Origin of the sequence: Thioclava sp. GXIMD4216, assembly GCF_037949285.1 — a bacterium.
GTDB lineage: Bacteria > Pseudomonadota > Alphaproteobacteria > Rhodobacterales > Rhodobacteraceae > Thioclava > Thioclava litoralis.
The window spans coordinates 723,399-742,392 of record NZ_CP149926.1 but is presented as its reverse complement, the minus strand read 5'-3'; the positions used below and the strand labels follow the sequence as shown (position 1 = coordinate 742,392).

21 protein-coding genes and 1 riboswitch are annotated in these 18,994 nt (G+C 62.1%); of the genes, 11 read left to right on the top strand and 10 right to left on the bottom strand.

Features of this window, described 5'->3' with window-relative positions; translation table 11 throughout:
• Entirely contained in the window at nucleotides 1-294 is a 294-nt protein-coding gene (locus WDB88_RS03670; RefSeq protein WP_339108846.1) for a YggT family protein, read from the bottom strand.
• 173 nt (nucleotides 295-467) lie between these two features.
• On the opposite strand from WDB88_RS03670, the gene WDB88_RS03665 reads away from it, so the two are divergent.
• The 7 genes from WDB88_RS03665 (at nucleotide 468) to dxs (ending at nucleotide 7,822) form a co-directional block, all read left to right on the top strand.
• A complete protein-coding gene (locus WDB88_RS03665; RefSeq protein WP_339108845.1) occupies nucleotides 468-1,817 on the top strand; it encodes an MFS transporter in 1,350 nt (449 codons plus the stop codon).
• A 41-nt stretch (nucleotides 1,818-1,858) separates the two neighbouring features.
• Nucleotides 1,859-2,755 carry a penicillin-insensitive murein endopeptidase gene (gene mepA / locus WDB88_RS03660; RefSeq protein WP_339109463.1) on the top strand — a complete coding sequence of 299 codons (897 nt, stop codon included), beginning with the start codon at nucleotides 1,859-1,861 and terminating at the stop codon, nucleotides 2,753-2,755.
• Nucleotides 2,752-3,642 (top strand): esterase-like activity of phytase family protein, encoded by an 891-nt coding sequence (locus tag WDB88_RS03655; protein ID WP_339108844.1) that lies wholly within the window; start codon nucleotides 2,752-2,754, stop codon nucleotides 3,640-3,642. Before mepA ends, WDB88_RS03655 begins: the two co-directional genes overlap by 4 nt.
• Nucleotides 3,643-3,747: 105 nt before the next feature.
• Nucleotides 3,748-4,371: a queuosine precursor transporter gene (locus tag WDB88_RS03650; protein ID WP_339109462.1), complete on the top strand. Its 624-nt coding sequence runs from the start codon at nucleotides 3,748-3,750 to the stop codon at nucleotides 4,369-4,371.
• 387 nt (nucleotides 4,372-4,758) lie between these two features.
• Entirely contained in the window at nucleotides 4,759-5,007 is a 249-nt protein-coding gene (locus WDB88_RS03645; RefSeq protein ID WP_339108843.1) for an exodeoxyribonuclease VII small subunit, read from the top strand.
• Nucleotides 5,008-5,874, top strand: coding sequence for a polyprenyl synthetase family protein (locus tag WDB88_RS03640; protein WP_339108842.1), 867 nt, complete (start codon nucleotides 5,008-5,010; stop codon nucleotides 5,872-5,874). It abuts the gene before it with no gap.
• Between the two features lie 19 nt (nucleotides 5,875-5,893).
• Nucleotides 5,894-7,822, top strand: coding sequence for a 1-deoxy-D-xylulose-5-phosphate synthase (gene dxs, locus WDB88_RS03635; protein WP_339108841.1), 1,929 nt, complete (start codon nucleotides 5,894-5,896; stop codon nucleotides 7,820-7,822).
• 35 nt (nucleotides 7,823-7,857) lie between these two features.
• Here the strand turns inward: dxs and WDB88_RS03630 are convergent, their stop codons facing one another.
• The 4 genes from WDB88_RS03630 to mbfA form a co-directional block, all read right to left on the bottom strand.
• The gene (locus tag WDB88_RS03630; protein ID WP_339108840.1) at nucleotides 7,858-8,475 is read right to left on the bottom strand and encodes an HAD family phosphatase; all 618 of its coding nucleotides are present in this window, start codon (nucleotides 8,473-8,475) and stop codon (nucleotides 7,858-7,860) included.
• Nucleotides 8,472-9,302, bottom strand: a complete 831-nt coding sequence (fghA, locus tag WDB88_RS03625; RefSeq protein WP_339108839.1) for an S-formylglutathione hydrolase — start codon at nucleotides 9,300-9,302, stop codon at nucleotides 8,472-8,474. Before fghA ends, WDB88_RS03630 begins: the two co-directional genes overlap by 4 nt.
• An 11-nt stretch (nucleotides 9,303-9,313) precedes the next feature.
• Entirely contained in the window at nucleotides 9,314-10,228 is a 915-nt protein-coding gene (locus WDB88_RS03620; RefSeq protein ID WP_339108838.1) for an AEC family transporter, read from the bottom strand.
• A gap of 63 nt (nucleotides 10,229-10,291) precedes the next feature.
• Nucleotides 10,292-11,269, bottom strand: coding sequence for an iron exporter MbfA (gene mbfA / locus WDB88_RS03615; RefSeq protein ID WP_339108837.1), 978 nt, complete (start codon nucleotides 11,267-11,269; stop codon nucleotides 10,292-10,294).
• Nucleotides 11,270-11,420: 151 nt separating this feature from the next.
• Between mbfA and WDB88_RS03610 the strand changes: the two genes are divergently transcribed.
• Nucleotides 11,421-12,101 carry a hypothetical protein gene (locus WDB88_RS03610; RefSeq protein ID WP_339108835.1) on the top strand — a complete coding sequence of 227 codons (681 nt, stop codon included), beginning with the start codon at nucleotides 11,421-11,423 and terminating at the stop codon, nucleotides 12,099-12,101.
• A gap of 13 nt (nucleotides 12,102-12,114) precedes the next feature.
• On the opposite strand, the gene WDB88_RS03605 is transcribed toward WDB88_RS03610, so the two are convergent.
• Nucleotides 12,115-13,038 (bottom strand): rhodanese-related sulfurtransferase, encoded by a 924-nt coding sequence (locus WDB88_RS03605; RefSeq protein ID WP_339108834.1) that lies wholly within the window; start codon nucleotides 13,036-13,038, stop codon nucleotides 12,115-12,117.
• 135 nt (nucleotides 13,039-13,173) lie between these two features.
• On the opposite strand from WDB88_RS03605, the gene pncA reads away from it, so the two are divergent.
• From pncA to WDB88_RS03590, 3 genes are all read left to right on the top strand, one after another.
• A complete protein-coding gene (gene pncA / locus WDB88_RS03600) occupies nucleotides 13,174-13,767 on the top strand; it encodes a bifunctional nicotinamidase/pyrazinamidase (RefSeq protein ID WP_339108833.1) in 594 nt (197 codons plus the stop codon).
• Between the two features lie 67 nt (nucleotides 13,768-13,834).
• Complete coding sequence (gene pncB / locus WDB88_RS03595) at nucleotides 13,835-15,142, top strand: nicotinate phosphoribosyltransferase (RefSeq protein WP_339108832.1); 1,308 nt, start codon at nucleotides 13,835-13,837, stop codon at nucleotides 15,140-15,142.
• Nucleotides 15,143-15,218: 76 nt separating this feature from the next.
• Nucleotides 15,219-15,361, top strand: a riboswitch (FMN riboswitch).
• 75 nt (nucleotides 15,362-15,436) lie between these two features.
• Nucleotides 15,437-15,883 (top strand): 6,7-dimethyl-8-ribityllumazine synthase, encoded by a 447-nt coding sequence (locus WDB88_RS03590; protein WP_339108831.1) that lies wholly within the window; start codon nucleotides 15,437-15,439, stop codon nucleotides 15,881-15,883.
• A gap of 138 nt (nucleotides 15,884-16,021) precedes the next feature.
• Here the strand turns inward: WDB88_RS03590 and WDB88_RS03585 are convergent, their stop codons facing one another.
• The 4 genes from WDB88_RS03585 to arfB are packed head-to-tail and all read right to left on the bottom strand — an operon-like array spanning nucleotide 16,022 to nucleotide 18,917.
• The gene (locus tag WDB88_RS03585) at nucleotides 16,022-17,509 is read right to left on the bottom strand and encodes an inorganic phosphate transporter (protein ID WP_339108830.1); all 1,488 of its coding nucleotides are present in this window, start codon (nucleotides 17,507-17,509) and stop codon (nucleotides 16,022-16,024) included.
• Between the two features lie 59 nt (nucleotides 17,510-17,568).
• Nucleotides 17,569-18,030, bottom strand: coding sequence for an NUDIX domain-containing protein (locus WDB88_RS03580; protein ID WP_339108829.1), 462 nt, complete (start codon nucleotides 18,028-18,030; stop codon nucleotides 17,569-17,571).
• 43 nt (nucleotides 18,031-18,073) lie between these two features.
• Complete coding sequence (locus WDB88_RS03575) at nucleotides 18,074-18,502, bottom strand: hypothetical protein (protein ID WP_339108828.1); 429 nt, start codon at nucleotides 18,500-18,502, stop codon at nucleotides 18,074-18,076.
• A complete protein-coding gene (gene arfB / locus WDB88_RS03570; RefSeq protein WP_339108827.1) occupies nucleotides 18,495-18,917 on the bottom strand; it encodes an alternative ribosome rescue aminoacyl-tRNA hydrolase ArfB in 423 nt (140 codons plus the stop codon). Before arfB ends, WDB88_RS03575 begins: the two co-directional genes overlap by 8 nt.
• Nucleotides 18,918-18,994 lie beyond the last annotated feature (77 nt).

Genomic DNA, 18,994 nt, shown 5'->3' with positions numbered 1-18,994 from the left:
TCAATACCCGTAGAAGAAGCCCGCGTTATTGATCAGCGCGCGCTGCAGGATCATCAGGATCACGAAAGCCACCAGCGGCGCCAGATCAAGACCGGGGGTATTGGGCAGAATGCGGCGGATCGGCGCATAGATCGGCTCCAAGAGCGAATTCAGCCCGTACCAGATCTGGCGGACCATCTGCTGGTTCAGGTTCAGGACATTGAAATTGATCAACCAGCTCATGATGATGTGGACAATCATCACAAACCACACAATATCCAGTATAAGATTGAGCGCCTGAAACAGCGTGACCATATGCAAAAGACCTCCGGCTGGGTGAGTAACTACCTATGCGAGCCGCAGTCATCTTGCAACCTTGCAACGCATGCCCGTGATATCGATTTTCGGTAAATTCTTCCGGGCAGAATGCTTGCATCGCCGGTATCATGACGCTTTACGCAGTCCCGTTACCATTCAAGAGGTCTCTCATGCAGCGCGACAGGAAAGCTCTCTGGGGCTGGTTTTTCTTCGACTGGGCCAGCCAGCCCTATAACACGCTTCTGCTGACCTTCACCTTCGGCCCCTATATGAAGACGCTTCTGGGCGATGGCAGTGCGGCGCAGGCCGTCTGGGGCTATGGCATTGGCGCGACAGGGGTGGTGATTGCACTGGCCTCCCCCTTTCTGGGGGCGGTCGCCGATAGAAGCGGGGCCAAACGCCGGTTCCTGTGGCTGTTTTCCGCGATGTATGTGCTGGGAGCTTCCGGCCTGTGGTGGGCCATTCCGCAGGATTACAGTCTGCTCCTTATCCTGACGAGCTTTGCGATCGGGCTGATCGGCATGGAATTCGCGACCACCTTCACCAATGCCTACCTGCCCGAGCTTGGCCCCCGCAGCACATTGGGCCGGATCTCGGGGGCGGGCTGGGCCTTCGGCTATGTCGGCGGGCTGATCCTGCTGATCCTGATGCTGACCCTGTTTCAGGCCAGCCCCGAAACCGGCCATACCCTGATCGGGCGCGCCCCGATCTTCGGGCTGGATGTCGGCAGCCGCGAGGATACGCGCATCGTAGGCCCCCTGACGGCGCTGTGGTATGCGGTCTTCATGATCCCGTTTTTCCTCTGGGTGAAAGACCGCCCGAAGCCGGATGCCCTGACGATCAGGGCAGCCGTGGCGCAAGGCTGGCCCAACCTGCGTATGACGCTCGGGTCGCTGCCCAAGCGCCCGAGCCTGATGGCATGGCTGGCGGCGTCGATGCTCTATCGCGACGCGCTCAACGGGGTCTATGTCTTTGGCGGGCTTTATGCGGCGGGCGTGCTGGGCTGGTCGATCACGCAGATCGGCATCTTCGGCATTCTCTCGATTATCACAGGTGCGATCTTCGCATGGCTCGGCGGGCGCGCGGATGACGGGTTCGGCTCCAAACCGGTTATCATCGCCTGCCTGCTGATGCTGATCGCGGCGGTGCTGGGCATCATCTCGATTACCCCCGATCATGTTTTCGGCCTGCCCGTCACAGCGGAGTCCGCAGCCCCCGATATCGCCTTTTTCGTTCTGGGCTGCGTCATCGGCGGGGCAGGCGGTGCCCTGCAATCGGCCAGCCGTGTGATGATGGTGCACCAGTCCCCGCCCGAGCGGATGACCGAATATTTCGGCATCTATGCGCTGTCGGGCAAGGCCACCGCATTTATCGCGCCGCTGTCCATCGGAATCGTGACCTCGGTGACGGGGCAGCAATCTCTGGGCATCACCCCGGTTTTGGCACTTTTCGTGGCGGGGCTTGTGCTGTTAAGCTGGGTCAGACCGACGGCCACCGCCTCTGCCCCCTCTCGTTCGTAAAACAGGACATTCCGCCCGTGCAACTGTCTCGTCTTCTTCCACTGGTTCTGGTTCTTCCACTGGTTCTGGGGATCTCTCTGGCCTCCGGCCAGATGGCGCAGGCCGAACCGCTTGCACGGCAGCTGTTCGGTGCCAAATCCACCCCCACCACCCAAGCTCCCGCCGCTGTGGGGTTCTATTCCAAGGGATGTGCTGCGGGTCTGGCCACTATGCCCGAAAGCGGCCCGACATGGCAGATGATGCGCCTGTCGCGCAACCGCTATTATGGCCAGCCCGAAACACTGGCCTTCCTACAGGATCTGTCGCGCTATGCGGCCACCCTGCCCGGCTGGTCGGGGCTTTATATCGGCGATATCGCACAGCCTCGCGGTGGCCCGATGACCGGCGGCCATGCCAGCCACCAGACAGGGCTGGATGCCGATATCTGGATGCTGCCGCCCAAACGGCTGACCCTCAGCCGTGCCGAGCGCGAGAAAATCTCGTCGATCTCCATCCGCACCGCTGACCAGACGCGGACCAATGGCAACTGGACCCCCGCCCATATGGCATTGCTGAAGGCCGCCGCCTCCGACCCGCGGGTGGACCGGATCTTCGTGGCCGCCGCAGCCAAGATCGCCATGTGCAATGCGGCGCCGCGTGGGGACCGCGCGTGGTTGCAGAAAATCCGCCCCTATTGGGGTCATAACACCCATTTCCACGTGCGGCTGAAATGCCCGCCCGGTGCGAAATATTGCGAAGCCCAGACGCCGACCGTGACCCAGCTGTCCAAAGGCGGCGACGGCTGTGACGAGACGCTGAACTGGTGGGTGACCGAAGCCCTGCACCCGACCAAACCCGCCGCCCCGCAAAAGCCCAAAGGCCCTGCACCGCGCACGGCGAAAACCTATACGATGGCGGATCTTCCCGCCCAATGCCGGACGATCCTATCTGCGCAATGAAACCTTTCCTTTTCACCCTGATCGCGCTTTGCCTCGCCTTGCCGGCAGAAGCGCAAACCGCAGGGCCCGCCGAATTCCTGCAGACCTATGTCTGGAAAGTCGACCACCCGCAATTCGGCGGGTTCTCCGGGCTGGAACTGACCGAAGACGGGCGCGAACTGGTCACGCTGTCGGACCGGACAAGCCTCTGGCGTGCCACGATCACCCGAGACGCATCAGGCAAGATCACAGCGGTCAGCCCCAGTGCCAATCCGCTTACCCTGCATGACAATCACGACCGCCCGATGACCGTCTCGCGCGGTGATTCCGAGGGGTTGGCCCTTGCCCCCGATGGCGGCGTCTATGTCTCCTTCGAGGGCGACCTGCCGCGTATCGATTATTATGCCAAAGGCTCCAGCAAGGCGGTGCCGCTGCCACGGGCGGCCGAGTTCCGGCATCTTCAGGCCAATGCCTCGCTGGAGGCGCTTGCGATCGACGGACGCGGCGCGCTTTACACCCTGCCCGAACGGTCGGGGCGCTCGGGGCGGCCCTTTCCGGTGTTCAAACTGGCCGATAACCGCTGGTCGCGCCCCTTTTCCATCGCCCGCGAGGGGGAATGGCAGGCCGTGGGCGCAGATTTCGGACCGGACGGGCGCTTCTATCTGCTCGAACGCGATTTCTGGGGGCTTCTGGGTTTCCTGACACGGGTCGAGGTATTCGAGGTCAGGGATGGCAAGCTGGGCCAAGGACAGGTTCTGCTGCAGACCACAGCGGGCCATCACGACAATCTCGAAGGGCTTTCCGTCTGGCGCGATACAGAAGGGTTCATCCGGCTGACAATGATTTCGGATGATAATTTCCGCATGCTCCAGCGCACGGAAATCGTCGAATACCGTCTTCCCAAATAAGCATGACCCAAGTTTTTTCTTGACCGCAAGGACGGCGAGGCGATATGCGCGCCTATCGTCCGGTACATCGGACCATGTCTCCGCTACCATGTAAAAACGGTCAAAATCATGAAACACTTCCTCCCTGGCGTTCTCGCTATGGCCATCATTGTCGTGGCCTCCAATATTCTGGTGCAGTTCCTGTTGGGCGACTGGCTCACTTGGGGCGCGGTCACCTATCCTTTCGCCTTTCTCGTCACCGATCTGATGAACCGCTTCTACGGCCCCCGACAGGCGCGCCGCGTCGTTCTGGCGGGGTTTGTCACCGGCGTCCTGTGCTCGCTGATCGGCAGCCAGATCGAAGGCCAGTTCGGCCCGCTCGTTTCGGTGCGCGTCGCCATCGGGTCGGGGTCGGCCTTCCTGCTGGCACAGATGGTGGATGTCGCCATTTTCGACCGGCTCCGCAGCGGCAGCTGGTGGCGCGCACCGCTTGTCTCCTCGCTGATCGGATCCTGTCTGGATTCCACGATTTTTTTCTCGATGGCCTTCGCGACCCAGCTCGCCTTCATCTGGCCTGCCGATGATGTCTCATGGGCCAATGAGACCCTGCCGGTTTTGGGCGTCGGACCGATGGCACCGCTTTGGGTTTCGCTTGCGATTGCAGATAGTTCGCTCAAGTTTGCCTTATCTTTGATCGCCTTGCTGCCTTTTAAGGCAGCTGTCACGAAACTATCACCCAAAACAGCATGAATTAACTTGTCATAAACCAAATCTGTGCCACCTTTGAGTTATCGGTAACGCAATGAAAGGAGGTGATCCAGTGTCTAGAGTGATATTGGAGAGAGGTATCGGGACATTCAGGGGGGCCGAGGCCTGAGGGCAATCCCTAAGGCAATTTGAACCCTGGGTGGGCTCCGTTTCGGATCGTCTTCAGACCCCTAACCGGACCATCTCCTTAGAACTCGGGGGCCGTCTTTCTCAAGACGGCCCTTCAAGTTGCTTCCCCGCCAGGCTTTGCTTTGGGCGGGGTTTTGCTTTTTAGCGCCCTCGCCTTCCCTCATCGCACCGCTTTCCCCTTATGGGGGCTGGACCCGCGCGGCATTTGGTGGCATCCCAAGCCCAACGAAGGAGTGGGCGATGACCGACGTGACACGCGATGTTTCCGCAATGAGCTTCGAAGAAGCGATGAAGGAATTCGAGCAGGTCGTGAACCAGCTTGATCGGGGCGATGTGCCTCTTGACCAGTCGATTGCACTATACGAACGCGGTGCCGCGCTGAAAGAGCGCTGCGCCACCCTTCTCAAGACGGCGGAAGAGCGCGTCGAGAAAATCACGCTGGCCGCCGATGGCACCCCCGCTGGCACGGTGCCGACCGAAGGGCTGTAAATGTTCACCGACCGTCTGACAAATGTCCAAACCGCCGTGCAAGCGGCGCTTGACGCGCATGTGGCGCAATATCCGGCAGGCCAGCTGCGTGACGCGATGCATTACGCGCTGCAGGGCGGCAAGCGGCTGCGGGCGTTTCTGGTGCTGGAAGGGGCTGCCATTTTCGACATCCCGACCGAGAAAGCCATGCCTGCGGCCTGCGCGGTCGAGGCGCTGCACGCCTATAGCCTTGTCCATGACGACATGCCCTGCATGGATAACGACGACCTGCGCCGCGGCATGCCGACGGTGCATGTGCAATGGGACGAGGCCACCGCCGCTCTGGCAGGCGATGCGCTCCAGACAATGGCCTTCGAACTGCTGACCAGCCCTGCGCTTGGCACGGCAGAGACCCGTATCAGGCTGGTGGCCGATCTGGCGCAAGCATCTGGTGCGGAGGGCATGGTGTATGGTCAGGCGCTGGATATCGCCGCCGAGACCGCCCCGACCCCGCTGACCATCGAACAGATCATAGAGCTGCAGGAAGGCAAGACCGGCGCGCTGATCGGCTTTGCCGCGAAGGCCGGTGCCGTGCTTGCCGAAAAGGACCCTGCGCCTTTTGCTGCCTATGCCAAGGCTCTGGGCCTTGCTTTCCAGATTGCCGATGACATCTTGGATATCGAGGGCAATGAGGATCTGACCGGCAAGCGCCTGCATAAGGATGCCGAGGCCGGTAAAGCGACCTTTGTGTCGTTGCTGGGGCTTGCGGGCGCAAAGACCCGCGCCACAGAGCTTTGTGACCTCGCCATTGCCGCCCTTGCCCCCTATGCGCAAGGTGCCGATAGCCTACGCGATCTCGCGCGTTTCACCATCGCGCGCAAACACTGACGAAAGCGGATAGCCACAGATGAGCGACCTCCCGCAAAACCAAGCCTCGACCACGCCCGTTCTGGACCGTGTGCGCCTGCCTGCCGATATGAAGGGCCTCAGCGACCGCGAGCTGATCCAGCTGGCCGGAGAGCTGCGCCGTGAAACCGTTGCGGCCGTGTCGGAAACCGGCGGCCATCTGGGCGCGGGTCTGGGGGTGGTCGAACTGACCGTGGCGCTGCATGCGGTCTTTGACGCCCCGCGCGACAAGATCATCTGGGATGTGGGCCACCAGTGTTATCCGCATAAGATCCTGACCGGACGCCGCGACCGTATCCGCACCCTGCGGATGGAGGACGGTCTGTCGGGCTTTACCAAACGCTCGGAAAGCGCCTATGACCCCTTCGGCGCGGGCCATAGCTCGACCTCGATCTCGGCCGCTGTGGGCTTTTCCACCGCGCGGGAGCTGGGGGCCGAGACGGGCGATGCGATTGCGGTGATCGGTGATGGCGCCCTGACCGGAGGCATGGCCTTCGAGGCGCTCAACCACGGTGGCCATCTGAAAAACCGCATGTTTGTGGTGCTGAATGACAACGAGATGTCGATTGCGCCGCCTGTCGGGGCTTTGTCGACCTATCTGACGCGGCTGTATTCGGAATCGCCCCTGCAGGACCTCAAGGAGGTCGCCAAGGGTGCCGCCCGCGCCTTCCTGCCCGAGCCCTTCAAGGAAGGGGCGAAACGCGCCAAGGAGATGCTCAAGGGCATGGCCATGGGCGGGACGCTGTTTGAAGAGCTGGGCTTTACCTATATCGGCCCTGTGGACGGGCATGATCTGGAAAGCCTGCTGCCGCTCTTGCGCACGCTGAAGGCGCGTGCCCGTGGGCCGGTGCTGATCCATGCGCTGACCAAGAAGGGCAAGGGCTATGCGCCTGCCGAAAGCCGCCCCGATGGGGGCCATGCGACCGCGAAGTTCAACCTTGCGACCGGCGAGCAGAAGAAAGCACCGTCGAATGCGACCTCCTACACCAAGGTCTTTGCCGAGGCGCTGATTTCCGAGGCCGAGCGCGACGAGAAGATCGTCGGCGTCACAGCCGCCATGCCCGATGGCACGGGGCTGAAGGAATTCGGAGCGCATTTCCCGCGCCGGATGTTTGACGTGGGCATTGCCGAACAACATGCGGTGACTTTCTCGGCGGGGCTTGCGGCCTCGGGGATCAAGCCCTTCTGCGCGATCTATTCGACCTTCCTTCAGCGCGGCTATGACCAGATCGTGCATGATGTGGCGATCCAGAAGCTGCCGGTGCGTTTCGCGATTGACCGCGCGGGGCTGGTGGGGGCTGATGGCGCGACCCATGCTGGCGCCTTCGACACGGCCTTTCTGGCGAACCTGCCCGATTTCGTGGTGATGGCGGCGGGTGACGAGGCCGATCTGGTGCATATGGTAGCGACCGCTGCGGCGATTGACGACCGTCCCTCGGCCTTCCGCTATCCGCGTGGCGAAGGCATGGGCGTGGATATGCCCCAACAGGGCGTGCCCTTGGAGATCGGCAAAGGGCGCATCATTCAGGAGGGCGCGAAGCTGGCCATCCTCAGCTATGGCGCGCGCCTGTCGGAAGTACTGAAGGCCAGCGAGGCGCTGCGCGCGCGCGGCATCGTTGTGACCGTGGCCGATGCGCGCTTCTGCAAGCCTTTGGACAAGGATATGATCTTGCAGCTTGTGGCCGAGCATGAGGCTATTCTGACCATCGAGGAAGGCGCGATTGGCGGCTTTGCCAGCCATGTGCAGAACTTCCTGATGGAAAAAGGCGTGTTTGATCGCGGGTTCCGTCTGCGGTCGATGGTGCTGCCCGATGACTTCATCAACCATGCCTCGCCCGAGAAGATGTATCAGGTGGCGGGTATGAATGCCGCGCAGATCGAGGCGAAGGTCTTGGAGATGATGGATATTTCCGTGGCCAAGCGGGCCTGATGAAAGAAAACGGCCCCTACACGGGGCCGTTTGTTTTAGCGCGCCTCTTCTGGCGTCAAAAGCCCTTCTGCCACCAGCCTGTCGGCCCATCCCTGAGGTGTGGTAAAAAGATGGGTTTGCCAGCCGCGTGCCTTGGCCGCCGTTATATTATCGGTGCGGTCATCGGCAAAGAGAAGCGCCTCGGGGGCCACGCCACAATCCTCTTCCAGCATCTGGTAGATTGTCGGATCGGGTTTGATCACCCCCATATGGCCCGAAATATAGCGGCGGTCGAACTCTTGCAGGAAGTCGTATTTCTCTTCCGCCATGGCGAAAGTGCCGATGCCGAAATTCGACAGAGCGAAGACGGGGATGCCCTTGGACCGCAGGGCTCGCAACAGGCGGACAGACTGCGGGATCGCGGGGCTGGCCATCTGCAGCCAGTCGGCGTTCCAGCGCAGGATCTGCTCGCGCCACCCGGGGTGGCGCTCGGCCAGTGCCGCGCAAAGCTCGGGAAGGTTGCCGCCCTTGTCGACGGCATCATTCATCGCGTGCAGATCGACCTCGGCAAAGAGGCGCTTGCGGTCTTCGGTGTCCATGAGGGTATCGAAATGGCGCTCGGGTTGCCATTCGATCAGCACGTTGCCGATATCGAATACGACGGCCTTGATCATTTCCACAGAGCCTCGGCATGGAAGGCCAGATGGTCGGCCATGAAGCTTTGCACGAAGAAATAGCTATGGTCATAGCCCTTCTGCATGCGGAAGGTGCCCTCTTGGCGGCGCGCCATCATGGCCCCGGCCAGCGCTTCGGGGCGCAGCAGTTCGAGGAACTGGTCAGACGCGCCCTGATCCACCAGAACCGGCCCGTCAAAGCCCAGTTCGGTCATCAGATGGGTGCTGTCGTGGTCAAGCCACGCGGCCTCATCGGTGCCCAGATAGGCGCCCAGCTGCTTGCGGCCCCAGTCGCTTTGCGTGGGCTGCGCGATGGGTGCAAAGGCCGAGACCGACCGGAACCGCCCCGGCAGGCGCATCGCTAGGGTCAGCGCGCCATGCCCGCCCATCGAATGGCCGGTAATCGACTGACGGTCGGGGTCGATGGCGAATTCCGACAGTAGGAGCGCAGGCAGCTCTTCTGCCACATAGTCCCACATGCGGAAATGCTTGGCCCAAGGGTCCTGCGTGGCATTGACGTAAAAGCCCGCGCCCTGACCCAGATCATAGGCCTCGTCATTGGCAACGCCTTCGCCACGCGGCGAGGTATCGGGGAAAACCAGCCCCACACCATGTTCCGCCGCCCAAGCCTGAGCGCCCGCTTTGGTCATCGCGTTCTCATGGGTGCAGGTCAGCCCCGACAGATACCACAAAAGCGGCACGGGGCCGTCTTCGGCCTCTTCGGGCAGGAACAGGCCAAAGGTCATCTCGGTGCCGGTGGCCTTGGAGTCATGCGCATAGACGCCTTGCACGCCCTCGAAGCAGCGGTTTTCGGAAATAATGCGCATGGCACCCTCTCTTATTGGACCCAGTGCAGAATGACTGGCAGCGTTAGAATACTGGCGGCCGTTGACACGAAGATGGCAGCAGAGACCCGCGGCGCGCCGATGTTATAGTTTTGCGCCAGCATGTAGACATTTCCCGCGACAGGCAAGGAGGCGGTGGCCACCATCACCCCCGCATCGAAACGGTCCACGCCAAAGACGAAAAACGCCGAAAGCGCGATGATGCAGGGATGTAGCGCCAGCTTGCAGACCGACAGCCACGACGCAGGGCCAAGCCGGTTCAGCGTCAGCGCGGCAAGGCTGGCCCCTATGGCGAAAAGCGCACCTGGGGTGGCGGCGGCGCCCAGCATGGTCACGGTCTGGGACAGCCACTCGGGGATCGGCAGGCCGGAAGCCGACCAGATAAGCCCCGCCGCCATCGACACCACCATCGGGTTTTTCACCACGCCCAAGGCAAGGGGCCAAAGAGCGACCCGCCCCGTGCGGGCCGCGCTGATCACCACGGTAAACAGCACCGAGAATACGATCAGATCGACGCAGAGCACCATGATGATGGCCGGCACCGCCTCCGGCCCCAGCACGGCGGCCAGCATCGGCACCCCCAGAAAGCCGGTATTGCCGATCATCGCGGTCTGCGCCTCGATGGTGGACATATCGGTGGCCTCGCCGCGCAGCTTTGCCACCGCGAAAGCCATCAGCCAGATACAAAGCGATCCCGCAAGATAGGCACCCATGAAGCGGGCCTGAAACACATGGCCGATCTCCAGCCCCGAGGTGAAGTCGAACAGCATCGCCGACAGCGGGAAGAAGAAGATGAATTTCGTCAGATAGGCCGTTGCAGCGGGCGGGAAAAAACCGATGCGTCCGGCAGACCAGCCAAGCCCGATCAGGGCGAAAAACGGAAGCAGCTGCAGGAATATCGCGAACATAGCATGTCGCTAGCACGGCTTTCGCAAAATCGCTAGCCTATCCATGATAAGCCTGCTTGGCGCTTAGCCGCCGCCGATCAGCACACCTGCGGCAAAGACCAGCGCGCCGCCCAGCACCACTTGGAAGACCGCACGCAGGAAGGGGGTCTCCATATAGCGGTTCTGGATCCAGGCAATCGCCCAGAGTTCGACAAAGACCACCATCATCGCGATGATGGTTGCGGTCCAGAAATCGGGGATCAGATAGGGCAGCGCATGGCCCAACCCGCCCAAAGCCGTCATCACTCCCGAGGCCAGACCGCGCTTGAGCGGCGAGCCACGGCCCGAGATCACCCCGTCGTCATGGGCGGCCTCGGTGAAGCCCATCGAGATCCCCGCCCCGACCGAAGCCGCAAGCCCGACCAGCAGCGTGGTCTTCGGGTCCTGCGTGGCGAAAGCGGTGGCAAAGATCGGCGCCAGAGTCGAGACCGACCCGTCCATCAGCCCCGCCAGACCGGGTTGCACCCAGGTCAGCACGAATTGACGATGCGCCGCGCGGTCTTCCTCGGCACGGGCGTCGGGGGTCAGATGTTCTTCCACAAGATGCTCGGCCGTGGCTTCATGCCCCGCCTCGGCAGCGGCAAGATCGCCCAGCAGCTTACGGGTCGTGGCATCGGTGGCACGTCCGGCAGCAGCGGTATAGAAACGCTCGGCCTCGCGTTCCATCGCTGCCGCTTCCCCGCGCATGGCGTCCAGCGACATGGTTTCTGCCATCCAGACCGGCTTGCGCGAATAGAACCCCGCGATATGTTCGCGCCGGATCAGCGGGATCACCTGACCGAACCGCGCCTGATGTGTTTCAATCAAACGGCGGCGGTGTTCGTCTTCCTCCAGTGCCATCCCGTCGAACACCTTGGCCGAGGCGGGAAATTCCGCCCGTAGATGCTCGGCAAACTGACGGTAGATGCGGGCGTCATCCTCTTCCGACGAAATCGCCAGCGCGAGGATCTCCTGCTCGTTCAGGTCCGAAAAGCGGCGACGGTTACCGAGGAAGGAAAACATGGATGCGGCCCTCAACTTTAGAACAGTTCTAAGGTAGGCGAGGCGCGGTTCTTTGCCAAGACCGAAAACCTCACAGGCCCTATTTTACCTTCTCTGCCCCTCTGTCGAGTGCTAAAGACGCCGTGCTTCATAACAAACCACGGATTTTAAGATGAAATCTTTGACACTCGGCCTTGGCGTCTGGTTGCTGGTCGCCATTGCGACCACCATCGGGATAGGCCTGCTACCGGTCGATTTCACGCATCACTTCGATTATTTCAACAGCCCTGGCGAGGCCGTCGTTGCGATCTTGGGCGTTGTCGCCTTGCCCGGTGTGATCGCTGCGGGGATAACGTTTACGCTTGCCGCAAACCGCCGCCCCGATGTCGCCTGTATCTTGGGGACATGCGGCGTGAGCATCTGCCTAGCCAGCATATCGCTCGGCATAGGTTATAGCGCCTATTACCATCTTACGGGAGACATCCCGACCCCTATCGCCATCATCCTGTTTCTGACATTCTGGCTATGCCTCTATGCAGGCTTTTTCTTCAGCCCGATCATGCGGCTTGACGATCCGGCGATCAGCGCTGCCAACTGGCGCAGGCTAATAAGCTTTGTAGCAATCTGTGTCGTGTTTTTCGTTCTCGGCCTCGTCAGCAAAGACACGCCATTCGAACTTATTCACAGAGCAATCGCCGCATTGGGCGTCAACAGCCTCCAACCCGTGGAAAAATCCTCGATCGATATCGGGGCGGCGCTGACCATTGCCTTTGGCGTGGAAACAGGGCTGGCGTGGGCGCGGCGTTACGAGGCGGCACAAGGGGCGGCGCAAGGGGCGGCCAAGGCCGCCTGAGGCCGGAAGGGGATCAGACCTCCGAGGCCTCTTCCCGACCGATATGGCGTTCGCCGCGGGCCTTCGCCAGCTGGATCTGGTGCTCGCGCTCGCGGAAACGGGCGCGGTCTTCCGGAGAATACTCGCCCACGCAATGGTGACATTGCACGCCTTGCTCGAATTCGGGGCGGGCGCGGTCTTCGGGGGCAAGCGGGCGGCGGCAGGCATGGCAGACCTCGCGGTGCTTGCCCTGCTCCAGCCCGTGGGTCAGCGCCACACGCCCGTCAAACACGAAGCAATCGCCTTCCCAGAGGCTGTTTTCCTTGGGCATCTCTTCGAGATATTTCAGGATGCCGCCCTTCAGGTGGTAGACATCCTCGACACCCTGCCCGATCAGATAGTTGGTCGATTTCTCGCAGCGGATACCGCCGGTACAGAACATCGCCACGCGCTTGTTGTGGAAACGCTCGCGGTTCTCTTCCCACCATTTCGGGAAATCGCGGAAGGTCTTGGTTTTGGGGTCCACCGCGCCTTTGAAGGTGCCGATATCGACCTCGTAATCATTGCGCGTATCGATCACCACAACATCAGGCGCCTGAATGAGTTCGTTCCACTCTTCCGGCGTGCAGTAATTGCCGACCGAGGCCGTCGGATCCACGTCCGGCTGGCCCATCGTCACGATCTCTTTCTTCAGCTTCACCTTCATCCGCAGGAAGGGTTCATCCTCGGCGGTGCTTTCCTTCCAGTCCAGATCGGCACAGCCCGGAAGCGCGCGCACATGGGCGAGCACGGCATCGATCCCTTCGCGCGGGCCGGCGATGGTGCCATTGATCCCCTCATGGGCCAGCAGAAGCGTGCCCTTTACGCCCTGCGCCTGTGCCAGCGCCAAGAGCGGGCCACGGATAGCGGCCAGATCATCGAATCGGGTGAAGTGATAGAGTGCGGCTACGATATACATGCGCCTGCGTTTACTGCCTTGAGCCCGCTTCAGGCAAGCCTGATATAATCTGTATTACGGCCACAGCTTTTCCGTGCCAGTTGACCCTTGGCCCAGCGCCGCCTAGCCTGCCTGACACAACAGCGGAGCCCTCTCATGACCACAGCCCTGATCGTCATCGACATGCAGAACGACTTCTGTCCGGGCGGCAAACTTGCCGTTACTGCAGGCGACGAGATTGTCACAGAAATCAATGCACTGATGGGCGAGCATGACGTGACCGTACTGACGCAGGACTGGCATCCCGCCGACCACCAATCCTTTGCCTCGAACCACGGGGCCGATCCCTATTCGGTGGCGCACATGCCTTATGGTCCGCAGGTCCTGTGGCCGGATCATTGCGTGCAGGGCACGCAAGGCGCGGCGTTTCACCCCGATCTGGCCACGGATGCCGCCGATCTGGTGCTGCGCAAGGGCTTTCGCCCCGCGATCGACAGCTATTCGGCCTTTTTCGAGAATGACCGGACCACGCCCACCGGCCTGCATGGCTATCTGCAAGAGCGCGATGTGACGGATCTGACCTTCTGCGGGCTGGCCCTGGATTTCTGCGTCGCTTGGTCCGCGCTGGATGCGGCAAAGCTGGGCTATGGGGTCCGCGTCCGGCATTCGGCCTGCCGTGGCATCGATCTGGACGGTTCACAGGCGGCGGCGCTGGGCCGGATGGAGGCGGCGGGCATTCGGCTTACCTGACCCCCGGCTCTTGCCAAGTGCCTGATTTATCGGTTTAGTCCCTGCCATAACGAGGGAGGGGCCAAGTATGGTCGATATCGCGACGCGCGTTTATAACCACAAGTGGAAGATCGACCCGATCATCCGCTCCCTGATCGACACCGATTTCTACAAGCTGCTGATGTGCCAGTCGATCTTCCGCAACAGCCCCGATACGGTGGTGCGGTTCTCGCTGATCAACCGCTCGAAAGACATCAAGCTGGCCGAGCTGATCGACGAGAATGTCCTGCGCATGCAACTGGATTACGCCCGCTCGCTGAAACTGTCGCGCGGGGAAAGCACATGGCTGCGCGGCAATATGTTCTATGGCAAGCGCCAGATGTTCCGCCCCGACTTCATGGAGTGGTTCGACAACTACCAGCTGCCGGAATATGACCTACAGGTCAAAGACGGCCAGTACGAGCTGACCTTCGAAGGCCGCTGGCATGAGGTCATGCTTTGGGAAATTCCCGCGCTGGCAATCCTGATGGAGCTGCGCTCGCGCGCGATTGTCAACCAGATGCGCCGTTTCGAGCTGCAGGTGCTCTATGCCCGCGCGATGACCCGCATCTGGGAAAAGATCAATGCGCTCAAGGATCTCGAAGGGCTGAAAATCGCGGATTTCGGCACGCGCCGCCGCCATAGCCATCTTTGGCAGGACTGGTGCGTGCAGGCGATGCTGGAAGGTCTGGGCGACAGTGCGGCGGGCGGGGCCTTTACCGGCACCTCGAACTGCCTGATCGCCATGCGCCGCGACATCGAGGCGGTGGGCACCAATGCCCATGAACTGCCGATGGTCTATGCCGCCTTGGCCGATACCGACGAAGCGCTCAAGCAGGCCCCGTACAAGGTGCTTGCGGACTGGCACGAAGAGCATGACGGCAACCTGCGCATCATCCTGCCCGACACTTACGGCACCGAAGGCTTCCTGCGCGATGCACCAAGCTGGCTGGCAGGCTGGACCGGCATCCGTATCGATAGCGGCGATCCGGCCCCTCTGGCCGAGGCCGCGATCCGCTGGTGGGAGTCGAAAGGGGAAGACCCGCGCAAGAAGCTGGTGATCTTCTCTGACGGGCTGGATGTCGAGGAGATCCGCAAACTGCATGGCCAGTTCCACGGGCGGGTCAAATGCAGCTTTGGCTGGGGCACGCTGCTGACCAATGACTTCCGCGGCTTCGTGCCGGATGACGGGCTGGCTCCGTTCAGCCTTGTCTGCAAGGCGATCTCGGCCAATGGCAAACCGACCGTGAAACTGTCGGACAATCCCAATAAGGCGATGGGCCCGCTCTCCGAGATCGACCGCTACCGCCGCGTGTTCGGCATCGGCCAGCAAATCGCGCGCGATGTGATTGTCTGACCGTAAATGCATGACAGGCTGTGCAATTCAGCCACAAGCTGCCTCTTGCACCCGCCCGTGAAACGCGCCACTTTCGCGCTGTTCTCAGGGCGGGGCGAAATTCCCCACCGGCGGTAAGCAGCAGGTCTGCAAGCCCGCGAGCGCCCTCACCAAGAGGGGTCAGCAGATCGGGTGCAATTCCCGAGCCGACGGTCATAGTCCGGATGGAAGAGAATGTGTCAGGCGCGCGCCCTTCGCGAAGCGTTCTGGCATGTGATCGCCTTGGGTGACGTGTTGTTGCGAAAGGAGATCCAGATGACACCCACCCGTTATGCTTTCGTCAAAGCGCAGTGGCATGCCGATATTGTCGATCAGGCGCTGAAAGGATTTTACGAACTGATCCCTGCCGATCAGGTTGACGTGTTCGATGCGCCGGGGGCGTTCGAACTGCCCTTGGCCGCCAAGAAACTGGCCCAAACGGGGCGCTATGCCGCCATCGCCTGTGCGGCCTTCGTGGTGGATGGCGGGATCTACCGTCATGATTTCGTGGCCCAGACCGTGGTCGACGGCCTGATGCGCACCGGCCTTGAAACCGGTGTTCCGGTCCTGTCGGTCTCGCTGACCCCGCATCACTATCAGGAAACCGACCACCACAACCGGATCTACAAAGACCATTTCGTGCAGAAAGGCCGCGAGGCGGCGCAGGCCGCCCTGGGTGTCACGACGCTGCATGACCAGCTTGCGGCGCTTGCAAAAGCCTGAGCGGCCTGCGCCACACGCCCCAGCAGGGTCTGGCCGTAATACTCTGGCCGGAACGCTCTGACAGGAACGCTCTGGCCCCGCACATGGAAAAGACGCAAGCGGGGCTTGCGTCTTTTGCGTTTCAGGCTGTGGCCGCGCTCAGGCGACCAGCGTCAGCAGCAGATAGATGCCGATGGCAAGGACCGCCGAGAAGGGCACGGTCACCACCCAAGCTGCGGCCACCTGCAGGATATGCGCGCGGCGCACCAGAAGGCGGCGCTTGCGTTCTTCGGGCGGCACAGGCTTGCCCTTTTGCAGCGCACCGGGACGGGCGGCCCGACGCTGAGCGTGGAACTCACGGTAAAAGCCCACGCCGAAGATCCCGCCGACAGCGATATGGGTCGAGCTGACCGGCAGCCCAAGCCAGCTTGCAACGATGACGGTGATCGCCGCCGACAGCGCCACACAGAAGGCCCTGACCGTGTTGAGCTTGGTGATCTCGGAGCCGACCAGCTTGATCAGGCGCGGCCCGAACAGCAGCAGACCGAAGGAGATCCCCATTGCGCCCACCAGCAGAACCCAGAGCGGCAGACCGACCGAAGACGAGATAGACCCCACCTCGACGGTATGCACGATGGCCGCCAGCGGCCCGACCGCATTGGCCACATCATTGGCCCCATGCGCAAAGGACAGCAGCGCCGCCGCCGCGATCAGCGGGAAGGAGAACAGCGTCTTGACCGACTTCTTGCGGTTTTCCAGCCCTTCGGACTGGCGCCGGATCAGCGGGATCGAGATCAGCCAGCAGGCCACGCCAAACCCGACCCCCAGCAAGCAGGAGACGTTGAGCGGGATCGGAAACACATGCTTGAGGCCCTTATACAGGATATAGGCCCCGAAAGCGCCCGCCATGATCCCGTTCCAGACCGGCACCCAGCGCCGCGCGGCCTGAATGCGCTCTTCGACATCCAGCATCTGGCGGCGGATCACCGCAAGAAAGGCCGCCGCAATCACCCCGCCCAGCACAGGCGCAATCACCCAGCTGGCCGCGATCCGGAAGATCATCGTCCAGTCGATCGCATGGAACCCTGCCGCCATCGCCCCTGCCCCGACGACACCGCCCACGATCGAGTGGGTGGTCGAGACCGGAGCCCCGATCCATGTCGCAAGGTTCAGCCACAGCGCCGCTGCCAGCGACGCGGCCATCATCACCCAGATATATTTTGTGGGATCTTGCAGCGCGAGCGGGTCCACAATGCCTGTGGCCACGGTTTTCACCACATCGCCGCCCGCCAGAAGCGCCCCGCTGGTCTCGAACACGGCGGCAATCACCAGCGCGCCCAGCATCGGCAATGCTTTGGAACCGACCGCCGGCCCCATGTTGTTGGCAACGTCATTGGCCCCGATATTCAGCGCCATATAAGCACCGATCGCGGCCCCGACGACCACAACCCCCTGCCCCGGCCCGGCCCCCATCAGCAGCGCGGCTACAAGCCCCGCCAGACCGATAAAGGCCAGCGCAATTCCCGGTGCAACCAGACTGCGCGACACATGCTGTGCGCCATGCTCAAGACGCCCGAGCCGCTTCAAATCGCGGTCAAGCGTCTTCCACTGGTTTACACCCTTGCCGTCTTGTTCGTTCAAAGACATGAATCCGCCACAAAACTGTTACATTCAGGGGCGGGCCATAAAAGGGACGCGGCTAGAAATCAACGTTTGATACTGGTCAATGACAGAATTATGTCAGACAGCCCCTCTTCGGCAACGGCCTGTGCCGCTGCTTCCGGTGCAAACCAGCGCCGTTCGCGCTCTCCGGCTTCGGGGAAATCCGGCGACAGTTCTGCCTGCGACAGATGGAACACGGCCACCTCCACAGCAATATCCAGCCCGCTATCCAGCCCCTTGTCATAGGTGAAATGGCCAACCGCCCGCTCGGTGATGCGCCCGCGGGCCCCTGCCTCTTCCCATGCCTCCTGTGCCGCCGCCCCCGAAAGCGACCGGCCACGCATCGGCCACCCTTTCGGGGTCACCCAGCGCCCCGTCCCGCGCGAGGTAATCAACAGGACTTCGGTTTTTTCGCCGCGCCCGCGCGTGCACAGCGCCGCCACCTGCAAGGCGGCAGGGCGACGGCCCAGAAGGCTACCCAGCACATCCATCAGGCGGCGGATCATGACTTTTCCCTTTCCGCTTGCGTCGGTTCCTGCCAGAGCCGCCCTACCATGCGGCCCCCGCAGGCGCGATGTCCAGCAGCACCTCGGAGATCATCTCGACCAGCAACGCCGCATTCTGCAGGGAAAACCCCGCGCTGGGGCGCAAGGACAGCCGCACCCCCTCCGGTACAGGCAGCACCAACAGGTGTTCCAGCAAGCCTGCCCGCAGCTGTCGGGCCTTCTCCGCCCCGTCCGGCGGTGCGAAAACAAGGCCGATCTCTGCCGGTGCAGGGTCAATCGTGATCCCCCGAAACGGCAGCGCCGCCAGCCGGACGGCCAGAAAGGCCAGAACCTGCGGGTCCACCGCAACCGCCCCGTCCCCCTTACGGTCCAGCTCCTCACCATAAAGCCCGTCACAACAGAGATAACGGGTCTGCGCCGCATCCCAGCCCCAAGGGCCATCACGCCGGATCAGAGAGACCACCTCACTCATCGCCACCCACCTTTCCTCGTAGGGCCTTCACCTCGCCACGGATCGTTTTGGCCTTCAGCCGCCGCCGCTGACTGCCCTTGGTGGGCTTGGTTGCGATGCGGCGCTTCGGACGATGGGTGGCCGCCAGCACCAGCTCGGCCAGCCGTTCGCGCGCCAATTCGCGGTTGCGCGCCTGCGAGCGGGTTTCCTCGCAGCGGATCAGCACCGCCCCGTCCTGTGTCCAGCGCCGCCCTGCAAGCGTTTTCAGCCGCGCCTTCACCATCGCGGGCAGGTGCGGCGAGCGCTCCGCCTCGAAGCGCAATTCGACCGCCGTCGAGACCTTGTTCACATTCTGCCCGCCCGGCCCTTGGGAACGGGTGAAGCTTTCGGTGATCTCCCAGTCGGCAATCGAAATCGTATCGGTGATTCTCAACATGGCGCGAAGGTAACGCGCCTGACGGCAATAGAAAGGCCCAAGCCGCGAAAACTGCGGATATCGCGGGCGGATCACCT

What these genes read in the sequence shown, in the direction of transcription:
- WDB88_RS03670 (WP_339108846.1), bottom strand. Translation starts at nt 294, where the DNA reads ATGGTCACGCTGTTTCAGGCGCTCAATCTTATACTGGATATTGTGTGG.
- WDB88_RS03665 (WP_339108845.1), top strand. Translation starts at nt 468, where the DNA reads ATGCAGCGCGACAGGAAAGCTCTCTGGGGCTGGTTTTTCTTCGACTGG.
- WDB88_RS03655 (WP_339108844.1), top strand. Translation starts at nt 2,752, where the DNA reads ATGAAACCTTTCCTTTTCACCCTGATCGCGCTTTGCCTCGCCTTGCCG.
- WDB88_RS03645 (WP_339108843.1), top strand. Translation starts at nt 4,759, where the DNA reads ATGACCGACGTGACACGCGATGTTTCCGCAATGAGCTTCGAAGAAGCG.
- WDB88_RS03640 (WP_339108842.1), top strand. Translation starts at nt 5,008, where the DNA reads ATGTTCACCGACCGTCTGACAAATGTCCAAACCGCCGTGCAAGCGGCG.
- dxs (WP_339108841.1), top strand. Translation starts at nt 5,894, where the DNA reads ATGAGCGACCTCCCGCAAAACCAAGCCTCGACCACGCCCGTTCTGGAC.
- WDB88_RS03630 (WP_339108840.1), bottom strand. Translation starts at nt 8,475, where the DNA reads ATGATCAAGGCCGTCGTATTCGATATCGGCAACGTGCTGATCGAATGG.
- fghA (WP_339108839.1), bottom strand. Translation starts at nt 9,302, where the DNA reads ATGCGCATTATTTCCGAAAACCGCTGCTTCGAGGGCGTGCAAGGCGTC.
- WDB88_RS03620 (WP_339108838.1), bottom strand. Translation starts at nt 10,228, where the DNA reads ATGTTCGCGATATTCCTGCAGCTGCTTCCGTTTTTCGCCCTGATCGGG.
- mbfA (WP_339108837.1), bottom strand. Translation starts at nt 11,269, where the DNA reads ATGTTTTCCTTCCTCGGTAACCGTCGCCGCTTTTCGGACCTGAACGAG.
- WDB88_RS03610 (WP_339108835.1), top strand. Translation starts at nt 11,421, where the DNA reads ATGAAATCTTTGACACTCGGCCTTGGCGTCTGGTTGCTGGTCGCCATT.
- WDB88_RS03605 (WP_339108834.1), bottom strand. Translation starts at nt 13,038, where the DNA reads ATGTATATCGTAGCCGCACTCTATCACTTCACCCGATTCGATGATCTG.
- pncA (WP_339108833.1), top strand. Translation starts at nt 13,174, where the DNA reads ATGACCACAGCCCTGATCGTCATCGACATGCAGAACGACTTCTGTCCG.
- pncB (WP_339108832.1), top strand. Translation starts at nt 13,835, where the DNA reads ATGGTCGATATCGCGACGCGCGTTTATAACCACAAGTGGAAGATCGAC.
- WDB88_RS03590 (WP_339108831.1), top strand. Translation starts at nt 15,437, where the DNA reads ATGACACCCACCCGTTATGCTTTCGTCAAAGCGCAGTGGCATGCCGAT.
- WDB88_RS03585 (WP_339108830.1), bottom strand. Translation starts at nt 17,509, where the DNA reads ATGTCTTTGAACGAACAAGACGGCAAGGGTGTAAACCAGTGGAAGACG.
- WDB88_RS03580 (WP_339108829.1), bottom strand. Translation starts at nt 18,030, where the DNA reads ATGATCCGCCGCCTGATGGATGTGCTGGGTAGCCTTCTGGGCCGTCGC.
- WDB88_RS03575 (WP_339108828.1), bottom strand. Translation starts at nt 18,502, where the DNA reads ATGAGTGAGGTGGTCTCTCTGATCCGGCGTGATGGCCCTTGGGGCTGG.
- arfB (WP_339108827.1), bottom strand. Translation starts at nt 18,917, where the DNA reads ATGTTGAGAATCACCGATACGATTTCGATTGCCGACTGGGAGATCACC.